This window comes from Geofilum rhodophaeum, assembly GCF_002210225.1.
GTDB classification, from domain to species: Bacteria; Bacteroidota; Bacteroidia; order Bacteroidales; family Marinilabiliaceae; genus Geofilum; species Geofilum rhodophaeum.
This window is the reverse complement of the sequence record NZ_MWUJ01000028.1, coordinates 1-21,810: the sequence shown is the minus strand read 5'-3', so window position 1 is coordinate 21,810 and position 21,810 is coordinate 1. Positions and strand designations below refer to the sequence as shown.

Sequence of the window (21,810 nt, the reverse complement as noted above, 5' to 3'; positions counted from 1 at the left end):
GCCAAGCTTATAACCCTAAACACTCTGCCTATATTTCTTTTTTAAAAACTTGGCTGCTAAAAAATTTCTAATTTTGGGAAGATACCTAACGCCACTTTCCACAAACGAGACCTCCTTGTAAGGAAGATTATTCCTTGTTAGCCATACGTCGAAAAGCAATTCACTAATCCGACCTAAAAGTCTTGCATCAAAAGCAGTCATATGAGAATAATCGATATTCTTTTCTATTTCAAAAAGAATCGGAAATAACCAATTACAATAATTGTGGAACAAGTCCTGCCGCATAATAAACATATTAAACATATGGGCGCTACGACCTCTGACACAATTATCAAAAAACGGCAAATAATCAGGGGTTTGAGATGCAATGACCTCCCTCGTTAATTCAATATGGCTGAAATCATGTGTGTTTGCATAGTGAGACATTAATGTTTCAATATAATAACGGCGCTTAACAGGAACAATAACATCATATCTCGAACACAAGGCAAACACCTCCTCCGGCGTCAAAACATGTTTTTGGCGAAAAAGCCCCTTCTTTTTAGCAAAAAGTCTTCGATAGTGAACTAACCCAACAAAATCGCAGGACAAGTTTTTCCATGCCCAATAGATTCCTGTAAGTTCAGAATAAAGACTATTCTTATTCGATATATTATCTCCAGTATCATCTCCGATATAACCAATATCTCTAGCACCATTACGGCCTACGTGAACTGGCAAATAAACTGAATTATTTGGTAATTTAATCTTCTTATGAGTTGCAATTAATACACGAATGTTCATAGCCAAAACTACTTATAGATAAACCGTTTAACCCACACCTTGTTTAAATCAGCTAGAAACAATGGGATTGAAATAAAAATTCGCAAAACGACACCGAAAAATGAATTGTTATTTTCTCTCATTTTTTTATACCCCTTAATAAATGCGCTCCTATCTAAAACCAAAAGATAAATCAGAGCCACGAAATGTTTAAACACCCATACATTGGTTACTAAGTTGGCTTTCAGAAACCTTTCAGCCCTAGAGAAAACATCAACACGCACCAACAATTTTGCGATACTATCCGAATAGCTAAGAGATCCCTGCCGAACTGTACAACAGTAAATTGCTCGATTGTCAACCATGATGGAAGCCGCATGAAACCCAACCAACAAAGAAAACATTGTATCATTATGCACCTCCACTTCATCAAATAAAATTGAATATCTGCGGATTAAATCCATTTTTATCATCTTTGACCATGGTTCACCAAATTTATATCGTAGAAGTTTAGCCCCCTTGCTAACATTTCCTTTATATACATCAACAAAACGATTCAACTGAACCGCCCTAGAGGCATTTACATAGCTTTTTCCATCAACACTATTTGCTCGAAAAAAAACAATATCCGCATCGCTACAAAAATATTCTGAAATACAGTCTCCTACACAGTAGTTGAAAAAATCATCAGAATCGGCAAAAATAACCCACTTTCCTCGAGCATGATGAAGTCCAACATTCCTAGCAAAACCAGCCCCTCTACTGATTGAATTCTTCAACAACCTCACATTTGAGTATGCTGCAACTTGTGGCATTAGTGTGACGTCACTCCCATCGTCTATTACTATAATCTCTAAGTCCTCCCTATCCGGAATACTGCGAAGGCACCTTTCCAATAATTTGGGTGTATTCTTATGAGGAATGATAAAGGAAAATGAAATATCCATAATTAGTCACTTTACAAATAGTACATTCATATGGATCTTCAGGAACCACCAAATACTCTTGAAAAAAGAAAAGTACTTACGATTCAAATAATACTCTTCAAAGGGATTATAGCCTAGTGGTGAGTAAAGCAGTTTGTATCTTGAAATAAGAGAACGGCCTTTCTGCCTGAAAACAGGAACAACAACATCACGCGAACAGAAACCAACAATCCCTGGGACTAATACTGAACGCACACCATATTTGCTAGCACGCAATCCATATTCAATATCCCCAAAAGAATGCCTAAAGTACGAATCCAAAATTCCAATTTCATTCACAACAAACTGAGGGACAAGAACTATATTGCCATTAAACGTATCACATAAGACGTCCTTTGTCAATGATGGAGTAACCATTGGATAATTACGTGCCTTCCTGCGACCACCATATGTAATAACACTCTCATTCAAGGGATCTGCTGAAGCACCAATAATTATAGCTTTATGATGCCTAATGTGACCTTGCACTAAGGCGTTGATGGCATACGGCTGAAGAATGGTATCATCATTTAACCACAAGAATAAATCATATCCAATCTTTAACGCGGACACCCAAGAGTTCAACATCCCTCTATTCCAAAACAAAGTGCCATCCCCTTTTAAAACAGAAACTTGCGGAAAACACTTCTTAACTGCATCCCCTGATCCATCATCGCTTCCATCATCCGTAATGATAACATCAAGAACAATATTGCTAGGCAAGTCGCATTTGAAAAGCGCCCTGAGACACTCCAATGTCTTGTCCTTTCTATTATGAATTGTTAATAGGACTGCTAATGTGATCATTAGTCCGATTTTTTACTTTTAAACTTAAAAATGGCAGACCCAAGAAGATCGGATAATATAGAAACTGTTCTCCATTTAAAAGAAGAATAATCATCCCAATATAAAAAACTAGATCGGATCTAGACAAGACAAATAAATTCTTTCTGATTATGGAGAAAATATAAACCGCGAAGGTTATAAGTCCCATACTGGCAATAAAATTTGACAAGCCATTCCCGTGTCCCACTAATTCACCACTACGCAAACCCCATAACACATCAGGATGATCCAGATACCTAGTCACATCAAGAAAGCCATTCCCAATCAACGGATGTTTAAAAATATAATGAAGGTCAAAAACCAAAACGGCGAACCGCTGCCCATGATACCCTCCATCCAGCGTTTGAACTCTTTGCAATTCTGTTAAGAATTTATCTCGCAAGAAATCAAGTTTAAGAAACGCAAAACAAAAAAGCAAAACAAAAACAGGGAAAACCAAAACCCAATATCTACTCCGTAAACCTACGTACACCAAATAAATCCCAAAGGCCACATACCCTGTTGTGCTCAGTGTTGACAGCAAAGCTAAAACAAGAACCGCAGTTTTAAATGAATGTTCACGAAAAAAATGCTTCTCATTTAAAAAAAACAAAGGTACCAGCATTAGATATCCACTATATGCACCTGGCTCCCAAAATGGGCCACTATTTCTCAGCTCCCCTTCTCGAACATTCCAAACTATAATACTATTAAAGATGTCCTGGCTTGATGTAACATCAAAGGACATCCCTGTTGCCAAGTAAAACACCCAAAAAAACAGACCAATTAAACTTAAATAAAAAAGTATCTCAAAATAAACATACTTGAATTCACCTTTAAGAAAAAAAACAACCATACTAAAGGATAGAAGCTTAAGAAGGTTATTAAAAAGACCTGGAAAGGAGGCGATTCCGAAAACAAAAAAATGACAGAAAGTGATAATGATAAAAACGAATCCAAAAAACAACATGTCCCACAGTGGCGACAGAAAAAAAAACCACTTTCCATGAAAGATCGGCCAGAAAACAAGTATAGAAAATAGAAAAATGTAATTCAATGGATTCCCATACACCCCTGGAGAGCCAGAGACAAGTATAAGAACTAGCACCAAAAAATGACGGAAAGGATTCCTTTGTTTAATCTCACTCAACATCAATACCCCTAAATCTTTTTAATAAACCGAATCGGATTGCCACCCCAAATCTCATTTTCTGGTATGCTCTTACTCACAACACTGCCCGCTGCAATCACCGCGTTTCTACCTATCTCCACTCCCTTTAATAAGATACAATGAGCTCCAATCCACGCTCCTTCCTTGATTAATATAGGACCAGATTTTGCCCCATATGAAGTCTCCAACATCCCGTTCAAATAAGGTTGCAACCGCTCAGAAGGAACAATAGAATGAAAATCTGTATCATAGAATTTACAACCCCCTCCTATCAAAACAGAGTTTTCGATTGTAATTGAATCATGGCAAATAAATGTTGAATTGGATATCCCAACAAAATGCCCAATAATTAGTTTTCCCTCTCTCTCAACTATAAAATTGGAACGAGAATCTCCTCCAATTACATTATGGCGAATTCCGCTATTTAATCTAAAGTTACGTCCAACTTTAAAAACACCCTTATTCCTTATATAGACTCGACCATTTATAACCAACCCTTTACAAAAGGCAACTCTATTTAGCTTCAAGGAAACCCTATTGAACAACCAATCGAGCCACTCGAAAAAAATTAAACCTCTTAAAAGTTCTTTGAAAATACTTCTCAAAATAATTAATGTATTAGAAAAGGTCTATTGATAAAGATAAAACAGGGAAAGACCATGACAAATCAAACAACACACGACAATTTCTTGGAGACCAGAATCCTAACTCATCCAAAAAAAACACAGATTATCATATATCTACTTAAAGAATAATCGCCTATTGAGGGTGCTGGAGTACATCATAAACTTCAATCAATGAATTTACAATGCTCTTTTTGTCATGTCTTCTAATTGCTACTCGTCTAGACTCAGCTCCAATCACAGCCATCTTTTGCGAATCCTCAGAAAGCTCTATAATAGTTGCTGCCATAGAGAATGGGTCATTAGCTGGAGTCAAGATTCCAGTTACTTCATTATCGATTAACGAGGATACTCCACCAACATTGGTAGCAACAACAGGAATCCCTAGATACTGTGCCTCGCAAACGCTATTGGGACTGTTATCTATATATGATGGATGAACAAATAAATCCGAATCCTGAATTCGTTGGACCAATACTTCAGCAGTAACAACTCCTTCACACGAAATATTAACCTCCTCTGAATGAATTCCATTTTTTCGTTCAGCATGAAAAAGTTGTACGTTACCATAAACATTCCATTGGAATAAAAATGACGGCCGTAAATACTTCAGAATTTTAGCAGTTTTCAAAACTAAATCCAAACCCTTATATAAGGGTTCAGAAATTGTGGTAGTTATGACAAAACAGCCCTTCTCCTTGAAAGACCATGGTTCTGCCTTATAGAAAACATCTCTTAAGATCTCACTTCCATAAAAATAGCGAGAATTCGGAGAGTACAATTTGGTAAGCTGTTCATCCCATTTAGTTCTACCAAGAAAAAATTCAATACTTGAAAGAATCTTACTCTCCCTAAAGGCACTCTCCTTAAACAGCAAATAAGACTTTATCAAACGAACAGCATATGGCAAATTAAAAGTACAAAACAAATCCTTAAAGCTATATCCCGGAGGGAACCATGCATTCAAATAGGGATTCAAGATCCCTTGCAGGTGCAAAACAACGGGGATGTGCGTTTTCTCCTTAATCAATCCAAATGAACGTTCTGAACCAAAAATATGAATGACATCAGGTTTAAAATCGTCTACCACCTTTAGAAATTCTAGAACATCAAAACTATCTCTTTTTTTTCTGCAAAACTTATATCTAATTTTGCCCAAAAAACCAGCTTTAGCCGAGATCGGATAGTAGGTGCTTTCATTTTGGCGCACCTTGAAAAACTCATCGGGATGAAAAAACGCAAGACCAAGTTCGACACCTTCCACTTTTCTCAACTCTGATTCAAGTGACGATATCCAGCCCCCTCCGTTATAGGAGCTAGAACTCTTACCAAAAAGTGACGATGTATTAGTAAACCAAAGAACCCTCATAAGGCAAATTAGAATAAAACATCTTTAAGACCTTTGTAATAATTATCCCAAAAATAAGGAGCAATCCTATGGTGATCCACCTTTTTGCTAACCAACTCACTTGAGATGCTGTACGCTTCTTCCAAATCATTTGCAAAGAAAACCATGTCGCTAAACTCCTCAGGGAACCATTTCACCCCACTACTGAGTTTATGGTCAGTAGAGTTTAGCACAACAACTGGAGTTCCAGCAATTACTGCAAAAATTGTTCCATGGTACCTATCTGTAATTACTACCTGAAACTTTGAGAAATCCTCTATAGTACTCCAAATTAGCTCGTTGCGATGAGATCGCATATAAGAATCAGTCACATCCAATGTCGTATCAATTCTCTTTATAGGTTTCCCTTGAAATTTTATTATTAGATCATTTAAATCCTTCTCTTTATAGAAAGCTTCTAAATCGTTTCTCAAACAAAACAAAACACCATTTCTATCATTCTCAAACCGCTTTCTCCCAACTAGAGTAGTCACAATATCCGGCATTAGCATAATTTTAATGTTAGGAAATAAAGTTTCTGCATTTTTAAAAGAAACCTCATCTCTGCACATCAAAACAACATTCCTGGACTTATTAAAGACTTCACTAACATATTTTCTGATAAACGGAGTATAAAAATTAATAGTCTGCGGAAAAATAATAACCCGATTATTAGGGAAAAACCTAATGACATCAGTAAACATCTTCCACCCTTGATGATGATCAATCATCAGATACCCACTATGTCCAATAAACAAGTCACTTTTCCTAACCTTTAATTTTAATATGCAGTAGGAGCACAAAAACAAAAAGGAATAAAAAACAGCACCTAAAGGTTTATAAATACAAAGCGTCCGTGTAAAAGTCCCAATATTAAAAACGTGATGCTTAGGAAAATTGTCTTTCAACCAGCTTTCTGTACACATCAATTGGGCTTGGTCCCCAAGATTTGGATGAGTAGGATGTGCCATTATAAAGATCTTAGGTTTAAAAGAAACCAGTATTAAAAACAATGTCCGTATGGTAGAAAGAAACCTCATATGAAAAACATTAGAGTAAAACAAAACGATTACTTGAGTACTCTTTTTAAAAAATTTACACCTCCATCACCAAGAGTATTCCTGACGATTCTTTTAGCATTTGCTTTAATCCCCTGCTCCAAATTAAGGATTATTTCAAGAGCTTCGTTTTCATCATCACCATCAGTAAAGACCTCAAATAAAATAGGCCTTTCGGTAATATCCGAAGCAACAAATCGTTTGTAAACACCCTCAAACTGCTGCTTGTCTGACGCTGAAATATACTCAAAACCAAGATTTTCCGCATAGTGTCGAACAAGGGTATTCGATTTGTTTCCAAAATGACCAGCTGCCGCTATAAATTCATCTGCATTCTGATCGTTTTGGAACGCTGGGTGAACACCAAGCCTAAATTCTGTGCCCTTTCCATTATTAACCAACAAAATTCGAAGATTATTTCCGACGTGCCGATTCCCAATTGAATTTAAGTCGTAGAAAAATGCTAGGTCACCCACAACACCATAATAAATCTTCTTAGAATTAGCCAACGAGGCTCCAACTAAAGCAGATAAATTTCCGTCAATCCCAAATCCCCCAACGTTTGATATTCCAGTAACAGAACTAGACATCTTGAAAAAATTCCAAGACCGTAAACTATTTAAAATCCCAAAATGAATTGCAGAATCTTCTGGGATTTGGGGTGCTAATCTTGATGCAATCCAGACATTCGAGAACGGAAGCTCAGGAATTTTATTCGAAATACGATCAATTTCCCTATTACAAATATCAAGGTATATATTGGGTACAACTTTTCGGTTCTTAGAATAATGATTAAAAAAATAACTAGCTGACATTTCGAATACATACTTAAGGGACCTAAATGTATCCCTAATCAAACCATCCTCACTCACTCTCCAGACTTCCTTCCCTTGAAGTGCTAGGCTATAGTAATCACCAGTCATTTCACCAACATATATGGTCAAATCAGGTGTAACATTAGTCCTTAAATAGCTCTTTTGACCACCAACAAGAGCCATGTTAACACGAAACTTTCCTTTATAGCTACTGGTGTGATCACAAAAGACAACAGCATTATTTATTTCACAATACTTATCTATAAGTATTGACTCTTCTCTACTCCATTTGGGAACTGTACCCATAAAAATCGCAATCTTGCCTATTGGTAACTCTGGGAAGACTGAACTTGGAGATATCCTTCCAATGCAGCGCACTTTAGGTAAAGATTTCTCTTGGAAAGACCTATTGTAAGTAGTCGGAATATTAATATGAACAGGTCCTCCTCCATTACGCGTCAACTCCAATAAAGCCGTATTAACTTTTACCTCACAATCCCAAAAATCATCTTCATCCTTAACGATAGGCAAGGTAACACTATATTTTACTACATCATTGGGAATTACACTATTGTCAATTACTTGAGCGATCAAGTGCCCAACTTTAGCAACGGCCTGAGTCGAGGTTATTGCTAAAACAGGTAGCTTGCGGTAGTATGCTTCGGTAAGTCCAGGAAAATAGTTCCTTGCTGAGGTAGCTCCCGTACAACTGAGCGCGACAGGCTCCCCTGTTTCAAACGCTAGGCCACATGCCATATATGCAGCTGAACGTTCATCAACAGCAGAAAACAACTCAAAGTAGTCATCATATCTTAAACTCTCTACAACAGATATATTCGTGGAGCCTGGTGATGCAATGACTCGTTTAATCCCATGTTCTTTTAATAAAGCAATAAGGATGAGAGCATTCCTCTCTTCTGTATAATATTTTGACATAGTAACTATATTAACTTCTATTTTAAAGTATATCCTCCATCACATATTATTGTTTGACCAACAATAAAATTACCAGAATCACTAATTAAAAACAAAGCTAACTCCGCAATTTCTTCAGGCAATGCGACCCTATTAATAGGATTCAAATTGGTAAAAAGATTATCTCTTTCCATATATGCCTTTGCCTGCATATCTGTAGCAACGATACCAGGGGCGATACCATTCACAATAATACCCTTAGGAGCTAACAACAACCCTAGACCTTTAGTCAATCCAGCAACATCCCATTTAGTCATACGATATGGATAAACAGCACCAATAAACCCTCCTTGGGAGGAAATGTTTAAAATCTTTTTATATTTATTATGGAACGGTTGTGTTGTCCATTCTTTGACAATTGCCTGTGTTAGAAAAAACACGGCTTTAGAATTAACAGCATACACATTGTCCCATTCAACCTCTTCAATACCCCCAAACTGCTCGACAGACATTACCCCAGCGTTATTCACTAAAACATCAATATCTCCATCAAAAAGAGACCTCACCTCTGCTAGTCGAGAATTTATTTCTTTAATATTTCCAACATCCCAAACAAGCGTCTTCAAGTACGGGCTATCTAATTCACTCTTTGCCTGCATCAATTTAGACTCATTCCGCCCAGTAATCACAACATAAGCTCCTTCATTTAGACAACTTCTCGCAATACATAAACCAATTCCTGAGCCACCACCGGTAATCAAGACACGCTTGCCATCAAGTCTATCACCACAACTAACATTTTGGACTTTAACTGTAGAATACCCACCACTCCTGTATACACTATGCAAGAATCGTATAGCCTTTCGTACTTTAGTGACAATCCGCAATAAATTAATCATAACCCTAAATCACTTTAGAAAAAACTAGCAACACGGCTAGCAACTATCTTCTTGAGTTTGTTTCTAATTTCTCTGTCGAATCCAATGAAATACATACAGCAGGATGATAACAATACACTTATCACCACAGACAAAACCAAATATACAAACCCTGTAGGTAAGTGAAAGTGGATAAGATAAGAAGGGATTGCGGACAGCAATCCAACATAAACAATGGGCAGGCCAACTTGAGAAATGAACTGATTTATTCTTAACTGTATCAACCCTCGCAAAACAAACAACCTTACTGCGAACATCAATATATTCACAAGAATGGCAATAACAAACACCGAGTATGCAGGTGCATCAAATCTTAATGCAATCAAAGCCAAAATAAAAATAGAAATCTGCAGCATTCCCAGAGTTAATTCATACAGCCTCATCCTCCCCGGCGCTCGCGCTGCAGTGGTTAGCGGTAAACTGATTGAATTAATCAACACTTCTATTAAAGCCAGCCGGGTAAATAGGACGGAAAAAGGGGGCGGCTCCTTTAGCCAAATTGTCAGAATAGCTTCCATTTCAAGGAAAAGAGGCAAAGCAAAAACCCACATTAAAAAGAATGTAATCTTTGACCCATTAAAAACTAATGCAAACATATCTTCCTTATTATCTGCAGCATAATATTTGATTATTGGAGGATAAAGACCTACATTAAAATTATTCGAAAAGACATTAATTTGACTGGTAATATTTGTTGAAATAGCCTTCGCTGCAACTACAACTGGACTGAAAAACTGATTTAAGAGAATGGTAATTCCGTGGCTTCTGAAAACAGTTGAAATCTGACCAAACAGCGTCCATCCAGTAAAGCCAATAATTTCCTTAAACAACAACTTATCCCAATAAAAAGCACGTAATTGACATTCTTTATATCTCCTGAAACTAATAAGGATGTAAGTTAAAGATGTTATAGTGGAAACTAAAAAAACAAGTACACCATAAATCTCAAGCTTGTCCCATGGCAAATAAACCAATAGAAATACTACAAGCAATTTCAGTGTCACTTCCAATATGGACACATAGGCATAAATTTGCATATCCTCATGAGCAATAATAATGGCCATGAAAGGAGTCCGTAATATTGTAACAATAAAAGTTAATACGGAAAAATGAAACACTAATTTAGCTGCACCAAACCTTTCAGAAGGAATTTGCAAAGTATCATTAACAAACCAAAGTCCTAAAGTTTCAAGAAAAATCAAAGCGATTAAAGCAATTGCTCCATACACAACCCAGTTAACAGTAAAAGTCCGCTTTAACTTCCCAAAGTCATTCTGTCCAAGTGCGAAAGAAAAAAAACGCTGTGTGGCGGAAGCCATAGTTCCACTCAAAAAAGAAAAGAATGAAACTATACCTCCAACAACACTATAAATACCGTAATCTTCAACTCCGAGCACATCTAAAACAACTCTCACCGTATAAAGGCTAACTAACATTGTCAGTATCTGCCTTACATACAGCATCAGGGTGTTTTTAGCAATACGCTTGTTATTCTCTGACGAAGTCATTTAAAAAATAACCAATATATAGTTCGTGTAGGAGATTTTTGGAATGAAAGAGAAAACCAATTTTTAGGAAACACAATGTCCAATTCCTATATACTTAAAGCCAAGGCCCAATAAGGCAGGGCTCGAAACCACATTCCGCCCATCAAACAAAAACGCTGGCTTCTTCATACCCTCATATACCTTCTGCCAGTCGTAAGTTTTGAACTCATCCCACTCGGTAAGGATGGCAACGGCATGGGCGTCGTCCATGGCTTGGTAGGGGTCGTTGACTACTTTCACCAAACGGCGGTTTTCTGCTTCGCTGCGGGTGTTTAGGTAATCCAAATCGGCATACACTTGTTCTGCCTTAACTTTGGGGTCGTACACCCACAATTCGGCCTGCTCGTTCAACAGGTAGTCGGCTACGTATATGGCGGCACTTTCGCGAGTGTCGTTGGTGTCCTTTTTAAAGGCCCAGCCGAGGATGGCGATTTTTTTGCCGCTCACGGTATTGAAGAGCTTACTTACGATGTTCTCGGCAAAGCGGCGCTTCTGGTAGTCGTTCATTTTGATGACTTGCTCCCAGTAGTCGGCGACTTCGGTGAGGCCGTAGCTGCGGGCAATGTACACCAGGTTGAGGATGTCTTTCTGGAAACAGCTGCCGCCGAAGCCTACGGAGGCTTTAAGGAATTTGGGGCCGATGCGGCTGTCCTTTCCTATCGCGCGGGCAATTTCATCTACATCGGCACCGCTCTTTTCGCAAAGGGCGGAGATGGCGTTGATGGACGATACGCGCTGGGCCAGGAAGGCGTTGGCGGTGAGTTTGGAGAGTTCGGACGACCAAACGTTGGTGGTGATGATGCGCTCACGATCGACCCAACGGGCGTAGATGTCCACAAGGGCTTGAACGGCGGCCTGACCGGCTTGGTCTTGTCCCCCGCCGATGAGTACGCGGTCGGGCTGATGCAGGTCTTGTACGGCGGTACCTTCGGCCAGAAATTCGGGATTGGAAAGCACCTGAAATTGCAGGCCTTTGTTTTCGGCATCCAATATGGTGCGTATGCTTTGGGCGGTGCGTACGGGCAGGGTCGATTTCTCGACCACGATCTTGTCGCTGGTGGCTACCCGGGCTATTTGTCGGGCGCAGAGCTCTACGTATTTTAAGTCGGCTGCCATGCCCTTACCTATGCCGTAGGTCTTGGTGGGGGTGTTCACCGAAATAAAAATCATATCGGCAGCGGCGATGGCACCGTCCACGTCGGTGCTGAAAAACAGATTGCGGTTGCGGGCTTCGGCAACGACTTCGGCCAGACCGGGTTCATATATGGGCAGGTTGTCGAGGTTCGCATCGTTCCAGGCGGCAATGCGCTGTTCATTCATATCTACCACGGTCACTTTTATGTCGGGGCATTTCTGGGCAATAACGGCCATGGTGGGACCGCCAACGTAGCCGGCGCCGATGCAGGCAATGTGTTTTACTTTTAGCTCCTTGCTCATGATACTGTAAGCTTTTAAATATTATTCTTGTGCCTGGGTATAGGCACCTATTTGTCCTTTCAGATTGCCCCACAGCATCAGTCCAAACAACAGTCCGATGCCCACAAAACCGCCTAAGAATACGGAGACGATCATGATCATCTTGCGCTTGGGGGCGCTTTTTTCGTCGGGCACTACGGCGGGTTCTATAATTTTTACCACGGGGGTTTCTTCCTGCAGTTTCAGGCGGGCTTCTTCCAACTGCTGGGCCAGGGCCTTGTACACATTAAAGGCCAGGTCGTAGTCGCTTTGCAAACGCTCTTGCCTCGTTTGGGCCAGGGCGGTAAGTGAGCCGTGACTCGAATCCCTGAAACGGGCCAGGGCTTCCTGGGCGGTTTCGAAGCGTTCTTCGGCTTCGGCGTAGCGTTCCTGCACAAAGGCGAGGTCTTCGCGTGCCTTATCGGTCTTGTAGCTGATGGCGTACTCACTCAGGAGTTGCGCGGCATAGCCGGTGACTTCAGCGGAGAGTTCGGCGGTGGGCATTTCGGCAGAAAGGGTGATCATGCCGATTTCCTTACCGATGGAGAGGGTTAAAGACTCTTGCAACCATTCGAGGACTTCCCGTTCTTCTTCGCTCAGTCGGACTACAGCGCTGGCGCTGTCGGTGGGTGCAACAATTTCTTCGGGTTCGCCTTTGATCCAAGCCATGATGACACCGGGAAGTCCGATGGTGTATTTTTTTACGCTGCCGATGAAGGAGCCTTGCATGTGCTCGTGATAATAGTCGTAGAGTGTTACCGGACCGGTTTGGGGCAGATCAAAACTTTGTTGCATCAAAAGTTTGAGGTAGGGCACGCTCTTAACGATCTCTGGGTAATAGTCGGGGGGAATGCCTCCGGCTTCGGCACCGCTAGTTACTCCACCGAAACCAAATTGGGCGGCGAGGCCGCCCAGGGCACCGAGACTCATGCTTTTGTTGCTCTCGGGGATGAGCTTAACGCTGGCGGTGTAGCGGGCGGGACTGGTCAATGCGATGATGAGGCCCAGGACCACAAATACGCCGATGGTTTTTAGGATGAGGGCGCGGCCGCCCCAAATGTGGAGCATGAGGGCTACGAGGTCGATCTCGTCGTCTTTGACAATGGGGGGCAGGGCCTTTTGTGGGGTATCGTTGTTGGTGCTCATGGCTTTATTGGCAGGGGTTCGACTTAGAAACGGCTGATGGCGGTGATGACGACGGCGGTCATAGATACCACGGCGCTGAGTACGGAGATCCGCTCGCCGCGGGTCATGGGCGGCTGTTCAATTCTCTCGGGCACCACAATTTCGGCCCCCGGTTCAATGCGGGGCGAGCCTTTAAAGAACAAAAAGTTGTTGCGGGTGGCTACGTCGCCGTTGGCATATACTACGTATGCTTTGCCGCGACGGGCAGTCTGGGAGTAGCCCCCGGAACGATGTACATAGTATTTGAGACGACGCCCGGTATTATGTCGAATCTCGGAGTCGCGCAGCACGCCACCCCGGACTTTCACGGTTTGCATTTGGGTGGGTATCCGAAGCACATCGCCGGGACGAAGAAAGAGGTCTTCGTCGCTCCCGGGCTGGGCCATTATGGCGGGCAGGTCAATGCCTATGTGGTTTTGCACATTACCGTCTTCGTCTACCACCAGATCCTGGCTTAGGGCCACATCGGTTTCAACACGCTCCAATTGGCCGCGATGCCGCAGCATGGTGGCGCCTTTGGTGTAGGCTTCGTTGGTGAGACCGCCGGCGCGTTCAATTAGGTCCGAAATGCGCTCGTTGCGATCGCTGAGAATGTATTCGCCAGGGTACAAAACCTGCCCTTCGATGCGTATGCTTTGTTGCACTTGATAGTCGGGTCGGGCACGTACGTAGATGCGGTCGTTGGGCTGCAGTTCGAAGCTGCTGGTTTCGGCATCCATGGTCAAATCGCGGGCTACGCTGAAAAGGTGGACCTCGGCGAGCTGGTGGCCGCGTTGTGTGGGTGCTGCTTCGCCCACAATGCGCCGGTTGATTTCGATGCGTGCTTCGGAGGCGGAGGTCTTAAAGCCATCGGCACTCAATATGAGGTCTTCGAGGGTCATGCCTTCGCGGTACTGATACGATCCGCCGACTTGCACTTCGCCGCCGATAAATACGTTGCGGGCTTCGCGCATATCGTGGATGCTTTTAATGATGATTTGATCTTCGGGCTGCAGGGGAAGGTTGGCGTGTCCCCGACCCTGGAGCACTTCATCTACGTCGAAGGCAACGATGCTGAAATCGAAATCGTCGGTGAGTCGGTTCACTACGGCCCTTCCACGGAACACGTCGGGTTTTACGCCCTGGGCTTTTTCGATGAGCTGCAGCAGGGTCATGCCCTGGGTAAGCTCATAGTCGCCGGGCCGCCACACGGCGCCGCTGATGCTGACGCGGTTTTCAAAGCGATCGAGTAATTTGTCGACTTCCACAAAATCGCCGTTTTTCAACTCAAAGGAGTTGAACTCCCCGGCAGCTACGGTAAGTAGGGCCTTTTCGGTATCGGTATTGCGCTCTATGCGGACTTGCCGGGTAAAGGCGGTATCGCTGAAGTTGCCACTGGCTTCGAGTACCTGTGCGAGGGTCTCACCGGGAATGATTTCATAGAGCCCGGGGCGGCGTACCTGACCGGCAATTTCTACCCGGCCTTTGATGGTGGCTACGCGCACTACGTCCTGATCCTGAAGGCGAATGTTGGCGCTTTGGTCGCCGCGCAGCAACATATCGTAGATGTCCATGGTGGCTACCTGCTTGTTGTTGCGGACGACTTCGATCTGGCGGTAGGAGCCAATGGCGTTGGGTCCGCCTGCCATATACAGGGCGTTGAAGAGGGTGGAGAGGGAGGACAGGGTGTAGGTGCCTGGGCGCTCTACTTCGCCAATGAGGGTGACCTGGATGCTGCGTACGCGCCCGAGGCTTACCCGGGCAAAGGTGGTGGCGTTGCTGTCGCCGGGGTGCAGACCACGATAAAGTTGCTTGAGTTTGTCGAGAATACGAACCTCGGCTTGCTCTATGGTGAGTCCGTGCACGTATATGGGACCGAGGTTGTCGATTTTTACGGTTCCTTCGGGTGCTACTATGAGTTGATGCAGGTTGGTGGTGGCGCCCCAAATGTCGATAACGAGCTCATCGCCGGTTCCGAGTACATAGTTGACGGGGGTGGGGATGTTCATGGAGGGCTCAAAGGGCTGCTTGCCGCTGAATATGGCGGCGCCGAAGATGGGGGGACCGGCGGGCTCTGTGGCTTGTGGCGAATCGAGCTCTGCTTCCAGATCAAGCGATGTTGCGAGGCTGTCGGGGGCTTCGTAGCGAGACCTTAATTCACGGGCTTCTTCTGCTGCGGTGCTTTGCTGCAGGCGCTGGGCGCGTTGCAGCAACTCATTGGCTACGGAGGCGGACATGCCGCGGGCACGCGCCAGCTCCATGGCTTCGGTCAGAGATATGCCTTCACTTTCTCCTCGCTCCAGGAGTGTCTTTAACTGGGCATCGCTTACATCTGAGGCTTTAACCCGCGAAAGGTCGTTGCCGTCCAGTCCCTGCCCCTGCAAAGGTGTAAAAGCCAATGCGCCTAACATAATAATTATCCGGAAAAACAAGATGTTGATTTTTCGCATATTGTTGAAAAAAATTAAAGATCAAATGCAGCACAGCTCTCTCGCTAACACGAGCGAAGCGCCTGATTTGCAGTCATATAGACCTGGGCTCAAACACGCCTCCGGCCCCTCAGTCACATGAGGCCACAAAGGTAGGTAAAAAAGACCTTATGCCATCTTTTTTTAGCCATTAAACCCTTTATGCCTGCTGATGTCAAACACTTTTGCATCCACGAATGGGCGCTCCTATTACTACAACGGTAATTCAGGACAAATAACGTGCAATTTTTCTGAAAAGTGAAAAAAAAGAGGGATGCGTCTGGCATCCCTCTTAAAAATGTACGTTTTATTATGCTGTCTTACACAAAAAACTTGGCCAAAAACAAAACGGCCAGGATGTACATAACCACGGATACGTCCCTGGTACGTCCGGTAAGGAGTTTGAGTACTACGTAGGAGAGCATTCCAAATACAATACCTTCGGCAATGCTGTAGGCCAGGGGCATCATAATAACGGTTAAAAACACGGGAATGCTTTCGGTATAGTCTTCGAAGTTGATCTTAAGGATGGGCGACAGCATGAAGGAACCGACCAGAATAAGGGCGGGGGCGGTGGCTGCGCCGGGGACCATCAAAAAGATGGGGGCGAAAAACAGGGCCAGGGCAAACATGCCGGCGGTAGACAGGGCGGTGAGCCCGGTACGACCGCCTTCGGCTACCCCGGAGGCGCTTTCGACGTAAGTGGTAACGGTAGAGGTTCCCAACAGGGCACCGGTGGTGGTTCCTACGGCATCGGCAAAAAGGGCCTGCTTAACACGGGGTAATTTCCCGTCTTTGTCGATCATGTTGGCTTTGGAGGCTACGCCGACCAAAGTCCCCACAGTGTCGAAAAGATCCACAAACAGGAAGGTGATCAGGACCACCAGCATGTCGGTGCTGAATATTTCGGCAAAGGAGATCTTAAAGAAGATGGGCTCCAAAGAGGGAGGCATGCTTACCCAGTTGCCTTCGGGCAGGTGGGTAACGTCAAGCGGAATGCCCAATATGGCGGCAGCAAAGATACCGATGAGCAGGGCGCCTTTGACTTTCAGGGCCAACAACACGCCGGATACGATCAAACCAAAGAGGGCGATCCAGATGGTGTGCTCTCCCATGTTGCCGAGGGTAATCATGGTGGCGTCGCTCTTCACAATAAGGCCGGCATTCTGCATTCCGATAAAGGCGATGAACAAGCCAATACCCGCCGAAATGGCGTGTTTCAGGTTCATGGGAATGGCATTGACAATCAGCTCGCGCACATTAAAGGCGGTAAGAAGCAAAAAGATGATGCCTTCGAGAAAGACGGCGGTGAGTGCAAACTCCCAGCTGTGTCCCATGGCCAATACTACGGTAAAGGCGAAAAAGGCGTTTAAGCCCATTCCGGGCGCCAGGGCAAAGGGCAATTTGGCCCAAAGGGCCATTACCAGGGTGGCGACTACCGCAGAGAGTGCAGTAGCAGTAAATACGGCATTTTTATCCATGCCGGTTACCGACAAAATATCGGGGTTTACGGCCAGTATGTAGGCCATGGTCATAAACGTGGTAATACCGGCAATGATTTCGGTACGTACCGTGGTCTTGTTTTCCTTTAACTTAAAAAACTTCTCCAACATAAGGCTTGGTTTTTAGTTTAGAAGTTCCATTTTACAGCAAGAGTGGGGCACACTTTAAAGCCTTCGGCGGTAAAGTTGTTGGCCAATTCAATTTCGGTACCGGCTGAGAAATGCTCACCAAAGTTGTACCACAACTGGGGCTCGGTAAGAAATACGAAGTCGGTATCTTCTCCACCAAAATTCTTTTCTTCTTTCCACAAATCGGCAAAACCGCTGAAGGTCAGAGCGCCATCAAGCATGTGCATGGTCCATACGCCGGTCAACTGAAATCCGGTTTCTGCGTCGCCACCTTCCGGGGCCGAAAAGTGCTTCAACAAACCTTGCAGCGTAAAGATGCGTGAAAAATCACTGTTGTTCCAGGTGTATTGGGCACCGGCCAACCAGGCGTTGTTCACATAAGTTCCTCCATTGTACTCAATTTGAGCGGCCCAGGGCGAATCCCAAAACTTAAGGGCGCGACTGATTTCCATGTAGGCGAAGGATACTGAGTTACCAAAATCGGTATCGTGATCCATATCTACAAAAAAGAAGGTGCTTCCCCACTGGTCGGGTTTAAACATTTCCAGGGTGGTGGTCACATAACTCCGGTCCTCGCCCAAGTCGTAGTGTACCTGTAAATTTTGAGCTCCGGCAAAAGTAACGCCCAAAGCCAACAAAACGGCTGCAGTAAACCTTTTCATAAGACAGTTTAATTGTAGGTTAATAATAGGACAACAAAAAATTTCCACAAAAGTAACATTTTTGCGGAGACTTATTTGCTGACAAATCCCATAACCAACAGAACTCATCTATTATGCGGCCGGCAAATAATACCAACCAGGGTTTGTGCCAACGGGGTTTCACCCCCGGGTTACTCCCCCCTTACTACCCGTTCTTCATCCTTAAGGTAATATCCCCAATATTATAAGCATAGAGCGCTGCGGGGACAAACGTTAGGCGCAAATTTCCTATAACCTTAAGGCCCAACTTATCCACAGAGGTAACTAAAGCTTTATCAAAATAATTCTCAAAACAAAATTGAATCAAGCTATGCAGTTCCTTGGGAACATCGAAGTAACGATTGGTCCACTTAATCTCAACCCCCCATAGCGCACTAAATTTCTTTTCATCGACCAAAACCAGATCAACCTCTCCTTCGTTCCTACCCTCTTTCCATCGGGCATAAGTTAAATCCAGTTTTTCACGATGCATCCATTGCGAAAGAATCGCGGTCTCCACCATATTTCCCATTTCTGAATCGGTTTCCGAAATCGGTGAGAACAAGGCGGTACGTAACGATGGATTGGTCAAGTAAACCTTAAACGCAGTAACCCTCTTGAAACGCTTGGCATTAACATCAACCTTATTAAGGACTTTAATTAAAAAAGCAGCTTCCAAATATTCCAGATACTTTTTCAAAGTGGTTTTTTGTATACCACTGTCCCTGCACATCTTTTCATACGAAAATTCATTCCCTGTATTGTATGCGATGTAAGTGAAAAACCGATTCAGCTCTTGTACATCTTTAATCCCATACAAACTAGGCAAATCTCGCAAAAGCACCTTATCTACAATGTCGCTCTTTACATACCTGCCCATATCACTCTGAATCTTTTCAGACAACACCACCTCGGGGTAACCCCCAAAATTCAAATAATTAACAAACTCCTTGTTAAGTACCTTTATGTCGTGGGTCAAAGCATAGGCGAGGCTGTTCTCACCATACTCAACAGTCCCTTGTGTTAACAGATGATCCAACTTCTTTAAATGAATGTACTCCTGGAAAGTAAGTGGGGGCAGCATAAAATTGGTCAGTCTGCCGGCTCCACTTTCTGTGCTGTGCCATCTTAAAGCGGCAGCAGCTGATCCCGACACAATAAACTTCGTGTCGGGATAGGAATCCACCAGTATCTTAAGCTGTCGTTCCCAATCTTTCAAATACTGAATTTCATCGAAAAACACATAGCAGCCATTAAGGTTTGGGAGGCAAAGGGCTTCCATACATAAGCTGAGCAGATCCTCCAATCCCAAATGCACATAAATGGGATTATCTACGGCTACAAAGAAAATCCGTTGAGGATTAACGCCATTTCTAATTAGTTCCTGAATGCTGTGAAAAAGCATTACTGTTTTACCCACACGTCGTGGCCCCATAAGCACCACGGCCCTACGGACAGAAACATCCTCAACATAGGGATAGAACAAATCAAAATACAAGCGCTTAGGCATAGCCCCATATATCTCAGGGACTTCCTTACTAATCCACCAGGGATTTTCAAAACGAAGGCGCCCAACGATTTTATCGGTAGGAATAAGATTTAATTTATCCATAAAAATCACTTAATGCACGGAAAACACAAAATAAGCTCATAAATATAGGCTTATTTTGACAAATACGCAATAATAGAGGATTTTTGAACTGGAAGAAACATNATGATTGGGAGGAAGCGGTGTGCCCCATAGGGGCACGGGGAAAAAAGGGGACTGAAGTCCCCTCGAGGCAGAGCCTCGATAGGTCTGGTCATAGAGGTTGTCTTCTTGGTGTATCTGGTCACAGACCTCTCCTTCTTTGACGACCCTGGTCACAGCCATCTCCTTCTTTGACGACCCCAGCCGCAGGGGCACGGGTGCCCCAAGGCCGGGACTTCAGTCCCGTTACCTGTCCGCGCCCACCGGGCGCACAAAATCTGCGCTAATAGTAACCCAGGACTTCAGTCCTGGGAGGCCGCGTAGTGGGAGGCCGCGTAGTGGGGCGACGCGCAGCGGGAGGCAGCGCAGTGGGAGGCCGCGCAGCGGGAGGCAGCGCAGCGGTAGGCAGCAGTGGCCGCGGANCAGGACTTCAGTCCTGGGAGGCCGCGGAGTGGGCGACGCGGAGTGGGGCGACGCGGAGCGGGAGGCAGCGGAGCGGGATGCCGCGCAGTGGGATGCCGCGCAGTGGGAGGCCGCGCAGTGGGAGGCCGCGCAGTGGGAGGCCGCGCAGTGGGAGGCCGCGCAGTGGGAGGCCGCGCAGTGGCGGCAGCACAGGCCGAGGGGTGGCCTACTACGCAGAAAAGGATACCAGCAAAGCTGATATCCTTTTCTAAAGATCGGCGGCGACCTACTCTCCCACTTTTACGCAGTACCATCGGCGCTGCAGGGCTTAACTTCTCTGTTCGGAATGGGAAGAGGTGGGACCCCTGCGCTGTAACCACCTAAATATTTATCGACCACATCTGCTTGATACCAAGCATCAAAAACCTTTGTTTTTGGCTGCAGTCGTGATGACTGACATACTGACCACTTCAAGAAAAAGAAAAAACCACAATAAAATACTTACTCAGAAAGTTTCGGGTAATTAGTACTGCTCGGCTTTGATGTTACCACCTTTACACCTGCAGCCTATCAACGTCATAGTCTGTAACGTCCCTTATATGGAGATCTCATCTTGAGACAGGCTTCGTGCTTAGATGCTTTCAGCACTTATCCCTTCCAAACGTAGCTACTCAGCTATGCCCCGGGCGGGACAACTGATACACCAGAGGTTTGTCCATCACGGTCCTCTCGTACTAATGACAGGGTCTCTCAAATCTCCTACGCCCACAACAGATAGGGACCGAACTGTCTCACGACGTTCTGAACCCAGCTCGCGTGCCACTTTAATGGGCGAACAGCCCAACCCTTGGGACCTTCTCCAGCCCCAGGATGTGACGAGCCGACATCGAGGTGCCAAACCGCCGCGTCGATATGAGCTCTTGGCGGCGATCAGCCTGTTATCCCCGGAGTACCTTTTATCCTTTGAGCGATGGCCCTTCCATGCGGAACCACCGGATCACTATGCCCTTGTTTCCAACCTGTTCGACTTGTCGGTCTCACAGTCAAGCACCCTTATACCATTACACTCTGCTGACGGTTACCAATCGTCATGAGGGTACCTTTGGGAGCCTCCGTTACTCTTTTGGAGGCGACCACCCCAGTCAAACTACCCACCAAGCAATGTCTCCAACATTGTCAGATTAGACTCCAGGCAAGCAAAGGGCCGTATTTCAAGGATGGCTCCACGAATCCTGGCGGACCCGCTTCATAGCCTCCGGCCTATCCTACACATCACTTACCCAAAATCAATGCTAAGTTGCAGTAAAGGTTCAC

The 21,810-nt window shown here is 44.4% G+C and carries 16 protein-coding genes and 2 rRNA genes; all 18 read right to left on the bottom strand.

Going from position 1 to position 21,810, the window contains the following annotated elements:
- Positions 1–15: 15 nt before the first annotated feature.
- The gene (locus B4W65_RS15775) at positions 16–783 is read right to left on the bottom strand and encodes a DUF4422 domain-containing protein (protein WP_088656142.1); all 768 of its coding nucleotides are present in this window, start codon (positions 781–783) and stop codon (positions 16–18) included.
- An 8-nt stretch (positions 784–791) separates the two neighbouring features.
- Positions 792–1,709, bottom strand: a complete 918-nt coding sequence (locus B4W65_RS15770; protein WP_088656135.1) for a glycosyltransferase family 2 protein — start codon at positions 1,707–1,709, stop codon at positions 792–794.
- Between the two features lie 6 nt (positions 1,710–1,715).
- Positions 1,716–2,534, bottom strand: coding sequence for a glycosyltransferase family 2 protein (locus B4W65_RS15765; RefSeq protein WP_088656134.1), 819 nt, complete (start codon positions 2,532–2,534; stop codon positions 1,716–1,718).
- Entirely contained in the window at positions 2,500–3,705 is a 1,206-nt protein-coding gene (locus B4W65_RS15760; RefSeq protein ID WP_088656133.1) for a hypothetical protein, read from the bottom strand. Before B4W65_RS15760 ends, B4W65_RS15765 begins: the two co-directional genes overlap by 35 nt.
- Positions 3,706–3,713: 8 nt before the next feature.
- The gene (locus tag B4W65_RS15755) at positions 3,714–4,328 is read right to left on the bottom strand and encodes an acyltransferase (RefSeq protein WP_088656132.1); all 615 of its coding nucleotides are present in this window, start codon (positions 4,326–4,328) and stop codon (positions 3,714–3,716) included.
- Positions 4,329–4,482: 154 nt separating this feature from the next.
- Positions 4,483–5,715, bottom strand: a complete 1,233-nt coding sequence (locus tag B4W65_RS15750; RefSeq protein ID WP_088656131.1) for a glycosyltransferase — start codon at positions 5,713–5,715, stop codon at positions 4,483–4,485.
- A gap of 8 nt (positions 5,716–5,723) precedes the next feature.
- Positions 5,724–6,704, bottom strand: a complete 981-nt coding sequence (locus tag B4W65_RS15745; protein WP_158522871.1) for a polysaccharide pyruvyl transferase family protein — start codon at positions 6,702–6,704, stop codon at positions 5,724–5,726.
- 98 nt (positions 6,705–6,802) lie between these two features.
- The gene (locus tag B4W65_RS15740; RefSeq protein WP_088656129.1) at positions 6,803–8,542 is read right to left on the bottom strand and encodes a thiamine pyrophosphate-binding protein; all 1,740 of its coding nucleotides are present in this window, start codon (positions 8,540–8,542) and stop codon (positions 6,803–6,805) included.
- A gap of 17 nt (positions 8,543–8,559) precedes the next feature.
- Positions 8,560–9,420, bottom strand: a complete 861-nt coding sequence (locus tag B4W65_RS15735; RefSeq protein WP_088656128.1) for an SDR family NAD(P)-dependent oxidoreductase — start codon at positions 9,418–9,420, stop codon at positions 8,560–8,562.
- A gap of 14 nt (positions 9,421–9,434) precedes the next feature.
- The gene (locus B4W65_RS15730; protein WP_394335462.1) at positions 9,435–10,967 is read right to left on the bottom strand and encodes a lipopolysaccharide biosynthesis protein; all 1,533 of its coding nucleotides are present in this window, start codon (positions 10,965–10,967) and stop codon (positions 9,435–9,437) included.
- Between the two features lie 63 nt (positions 10,968–11,030).
- Positions 11,031–12,443, bottom strand: coding sequence for a UDP-glucose 6-dehydrogenase (locus tag B4W65_RS15725; protein ID WP_088656127.1), 1,413 nt, complete (start codon positions 12,441–12,443; stop codon positions 11,031–11,033).
- Between the two features lie 21 nt (positions 12,444–12,464).
- Complete coding sequence (locus B4W65_RS15720) at positions 12,465–13,607, bottom strand: GNVR domain-containing protein (RefSeq protein ID WP_088656126.1); 1,143 nt, start codon at positions 13,605–13,607, stop codon at positions 12,465–12,467.
- Positions 13,608–13,630: 23 nt separating this feature from the next.
- A complete protein-coding gene (locus B4W65_RS15715; protein ID WP_088656125.1) occupies positions 13,631–16,075 on the bottom strand; it encodes an SLBB domain-containing protein in 2,445 nt (814 codons plus the stop codon).
- A gap of 338 nt (positions 16,076–16,413) precedes the next feature.
- Positions 16,414–17,706, bottom strand: a complete 1,293-nt coding sequence (locus B4W65_RS15710; protein WP_088656124.1) for an NCS2 family permease — start codon at positions 17,704–17,706, stop codon at positions 16,414–16,416.
- A gap of 17 nt (positions 17,707–17,723) precedes the next feature.
- Positions 17,724–18,386: a DUF5020 family protein gene (locus B4W65_RS15705; protein WP_088656140.1), complete on the bottom strand. Its 663-nt coding sequence runs from the start codon at positions 18,384–18,386 to the stop codon at positions 17,724–17,726.
- Between the two features lie 184 nt (positions 18,387–18,570).
- Positions 18,571–20,016, bottom strand: a complete 1,446-nt coding sequence (locus B4W65_RS15700; RefSeq protein ID WP_088656123.1) for an ATP-binding protein — start codon at positions 20,014–20,016, stop codon at positions 18,571–18,573.
- 753 nt (positions 20,017–20,769) lie between these two features.
- A 5S ribosomal RNA gene (rrf, locus tag B4W65_RS15690) occupies positions 20,770–20,880 on the bottom strand.
- Between the two features lie 118 nt (positions 20,881–20,998).
- A 23S ribosomal RNA gene (locus B4W65_RS15685) occupies positions 20,999–21,810 on the bottom strand; the annotation flags it as partial.

Excerpts from the sequence above, each read along its gene's own strand:
- B4W65_RS15775 (WP_088656142.1), bottom strand. The coding sequence starts at position 783 with ATGAACATTCGTGTATTAATTGCAACTCATAAGAAGATTAAATTACCA.
- B4W65_RS15770 (WP_088656135.1), bottom strand. The coding sequence starts at position 1,709 with ATGGATATTTCATTTTCCTTTATCATTCCTCATAAGAATACACCCAAA.
- B4W65_RS15765 (WP_088656134.1), bottom strand. The coding sequence starts at position 2,534 with ATGATCACATTAGCAGTCCTATTAACAATTCATAATAGAAAGGACAAG.
- B4W65_RS15760 (WP_088656133.1), bottom strand. The coding sequence starts at position 3,705 with ATGTTGAGTGAGATTAAACAAAGGAATCCTTTCCGTCATTTTTTGGTG.
- B4W65_RS15750 (WP_088656131.1), bottom strand. The coding sequence starts at position 5,715 with ATGAGGGTTCTTTGGTTTACTAATACATCGTCACTTTTTGGTAAGAGT.
- B4W65_RS15745 (WP_158522871.1), bottom strand. The coding sequence starts at position 6,704 with ATGGCACATCCTACTCATCCAAATCTTGGGGACCAAGCCCAATTGATG.
- B4W65_RS15740 (WP_088656129.1), bottom strand. The coding sequence starts at position 8,542 with ATGTCAAAATATTATACAGAAGAGAGGAATGCTCTCATCCTTATTGCT.
- B4W65_RS15735 (WP_088656128.1), bottom strand. The coding sequence starts at position 9,420 with ATGATTAATTTATTGCGGATTGTCACTAAAGTACGAAAGGCTATACGA.
- B4W65_RS15730 (WP_394335462.1), bottom strand. The coding sequence starts at position 10,967 with ATGACTTCGTCAGAGAATAACAAGCGTATTGCTAAAAACACCCTGATG.
- B4W65_RS15725 (WP_088656127.1), bottom strand. The coding sequence starts at position 12,443 with ATGAGCAAGGAGCTAAAAGTAAAACACATTGCCTGCATCGGCGCCGGC.
- B4W65_RS15720 (WP_088656126.1), bottom strand. The coding sequence starts at position 13,607 with ATGAGCACCAACAACGATACCCCACAAAAGGCCCTGCCCCCCATTGTC.
- B4W65_RS15715 (WP_088656125.1), bottom strand. The coding sequence starts at position 16,075 with ATGCGAAAAATCAACATCTTGTTTTTCCGGATAATTATTATGTTAGGC.
- B4W65_RS15710 (WP_088656124.1), bottom strand. The coding sequence starts at position 17,706 with ATGTTGGAGAAGTTTTTTAAGTTAAAGGAAAACAAGACCACGGTACGT.
- B4W65_RS15705 (WP_088656140.1), bottom strand. The coding sequence starts at position 18,386 with ATGAAAAGGTTTACTGCAGCCGTTTTGTTGGCTTTGGGCGTTACTTTT.
- B4W65_RS15700 (WP_088656123.1), bottom strand. The coding sequence starts at position 20,016 with ATGGATAAATTAAATCTTATTCCTACCGATAAAATCGTTGGGCGCCTT.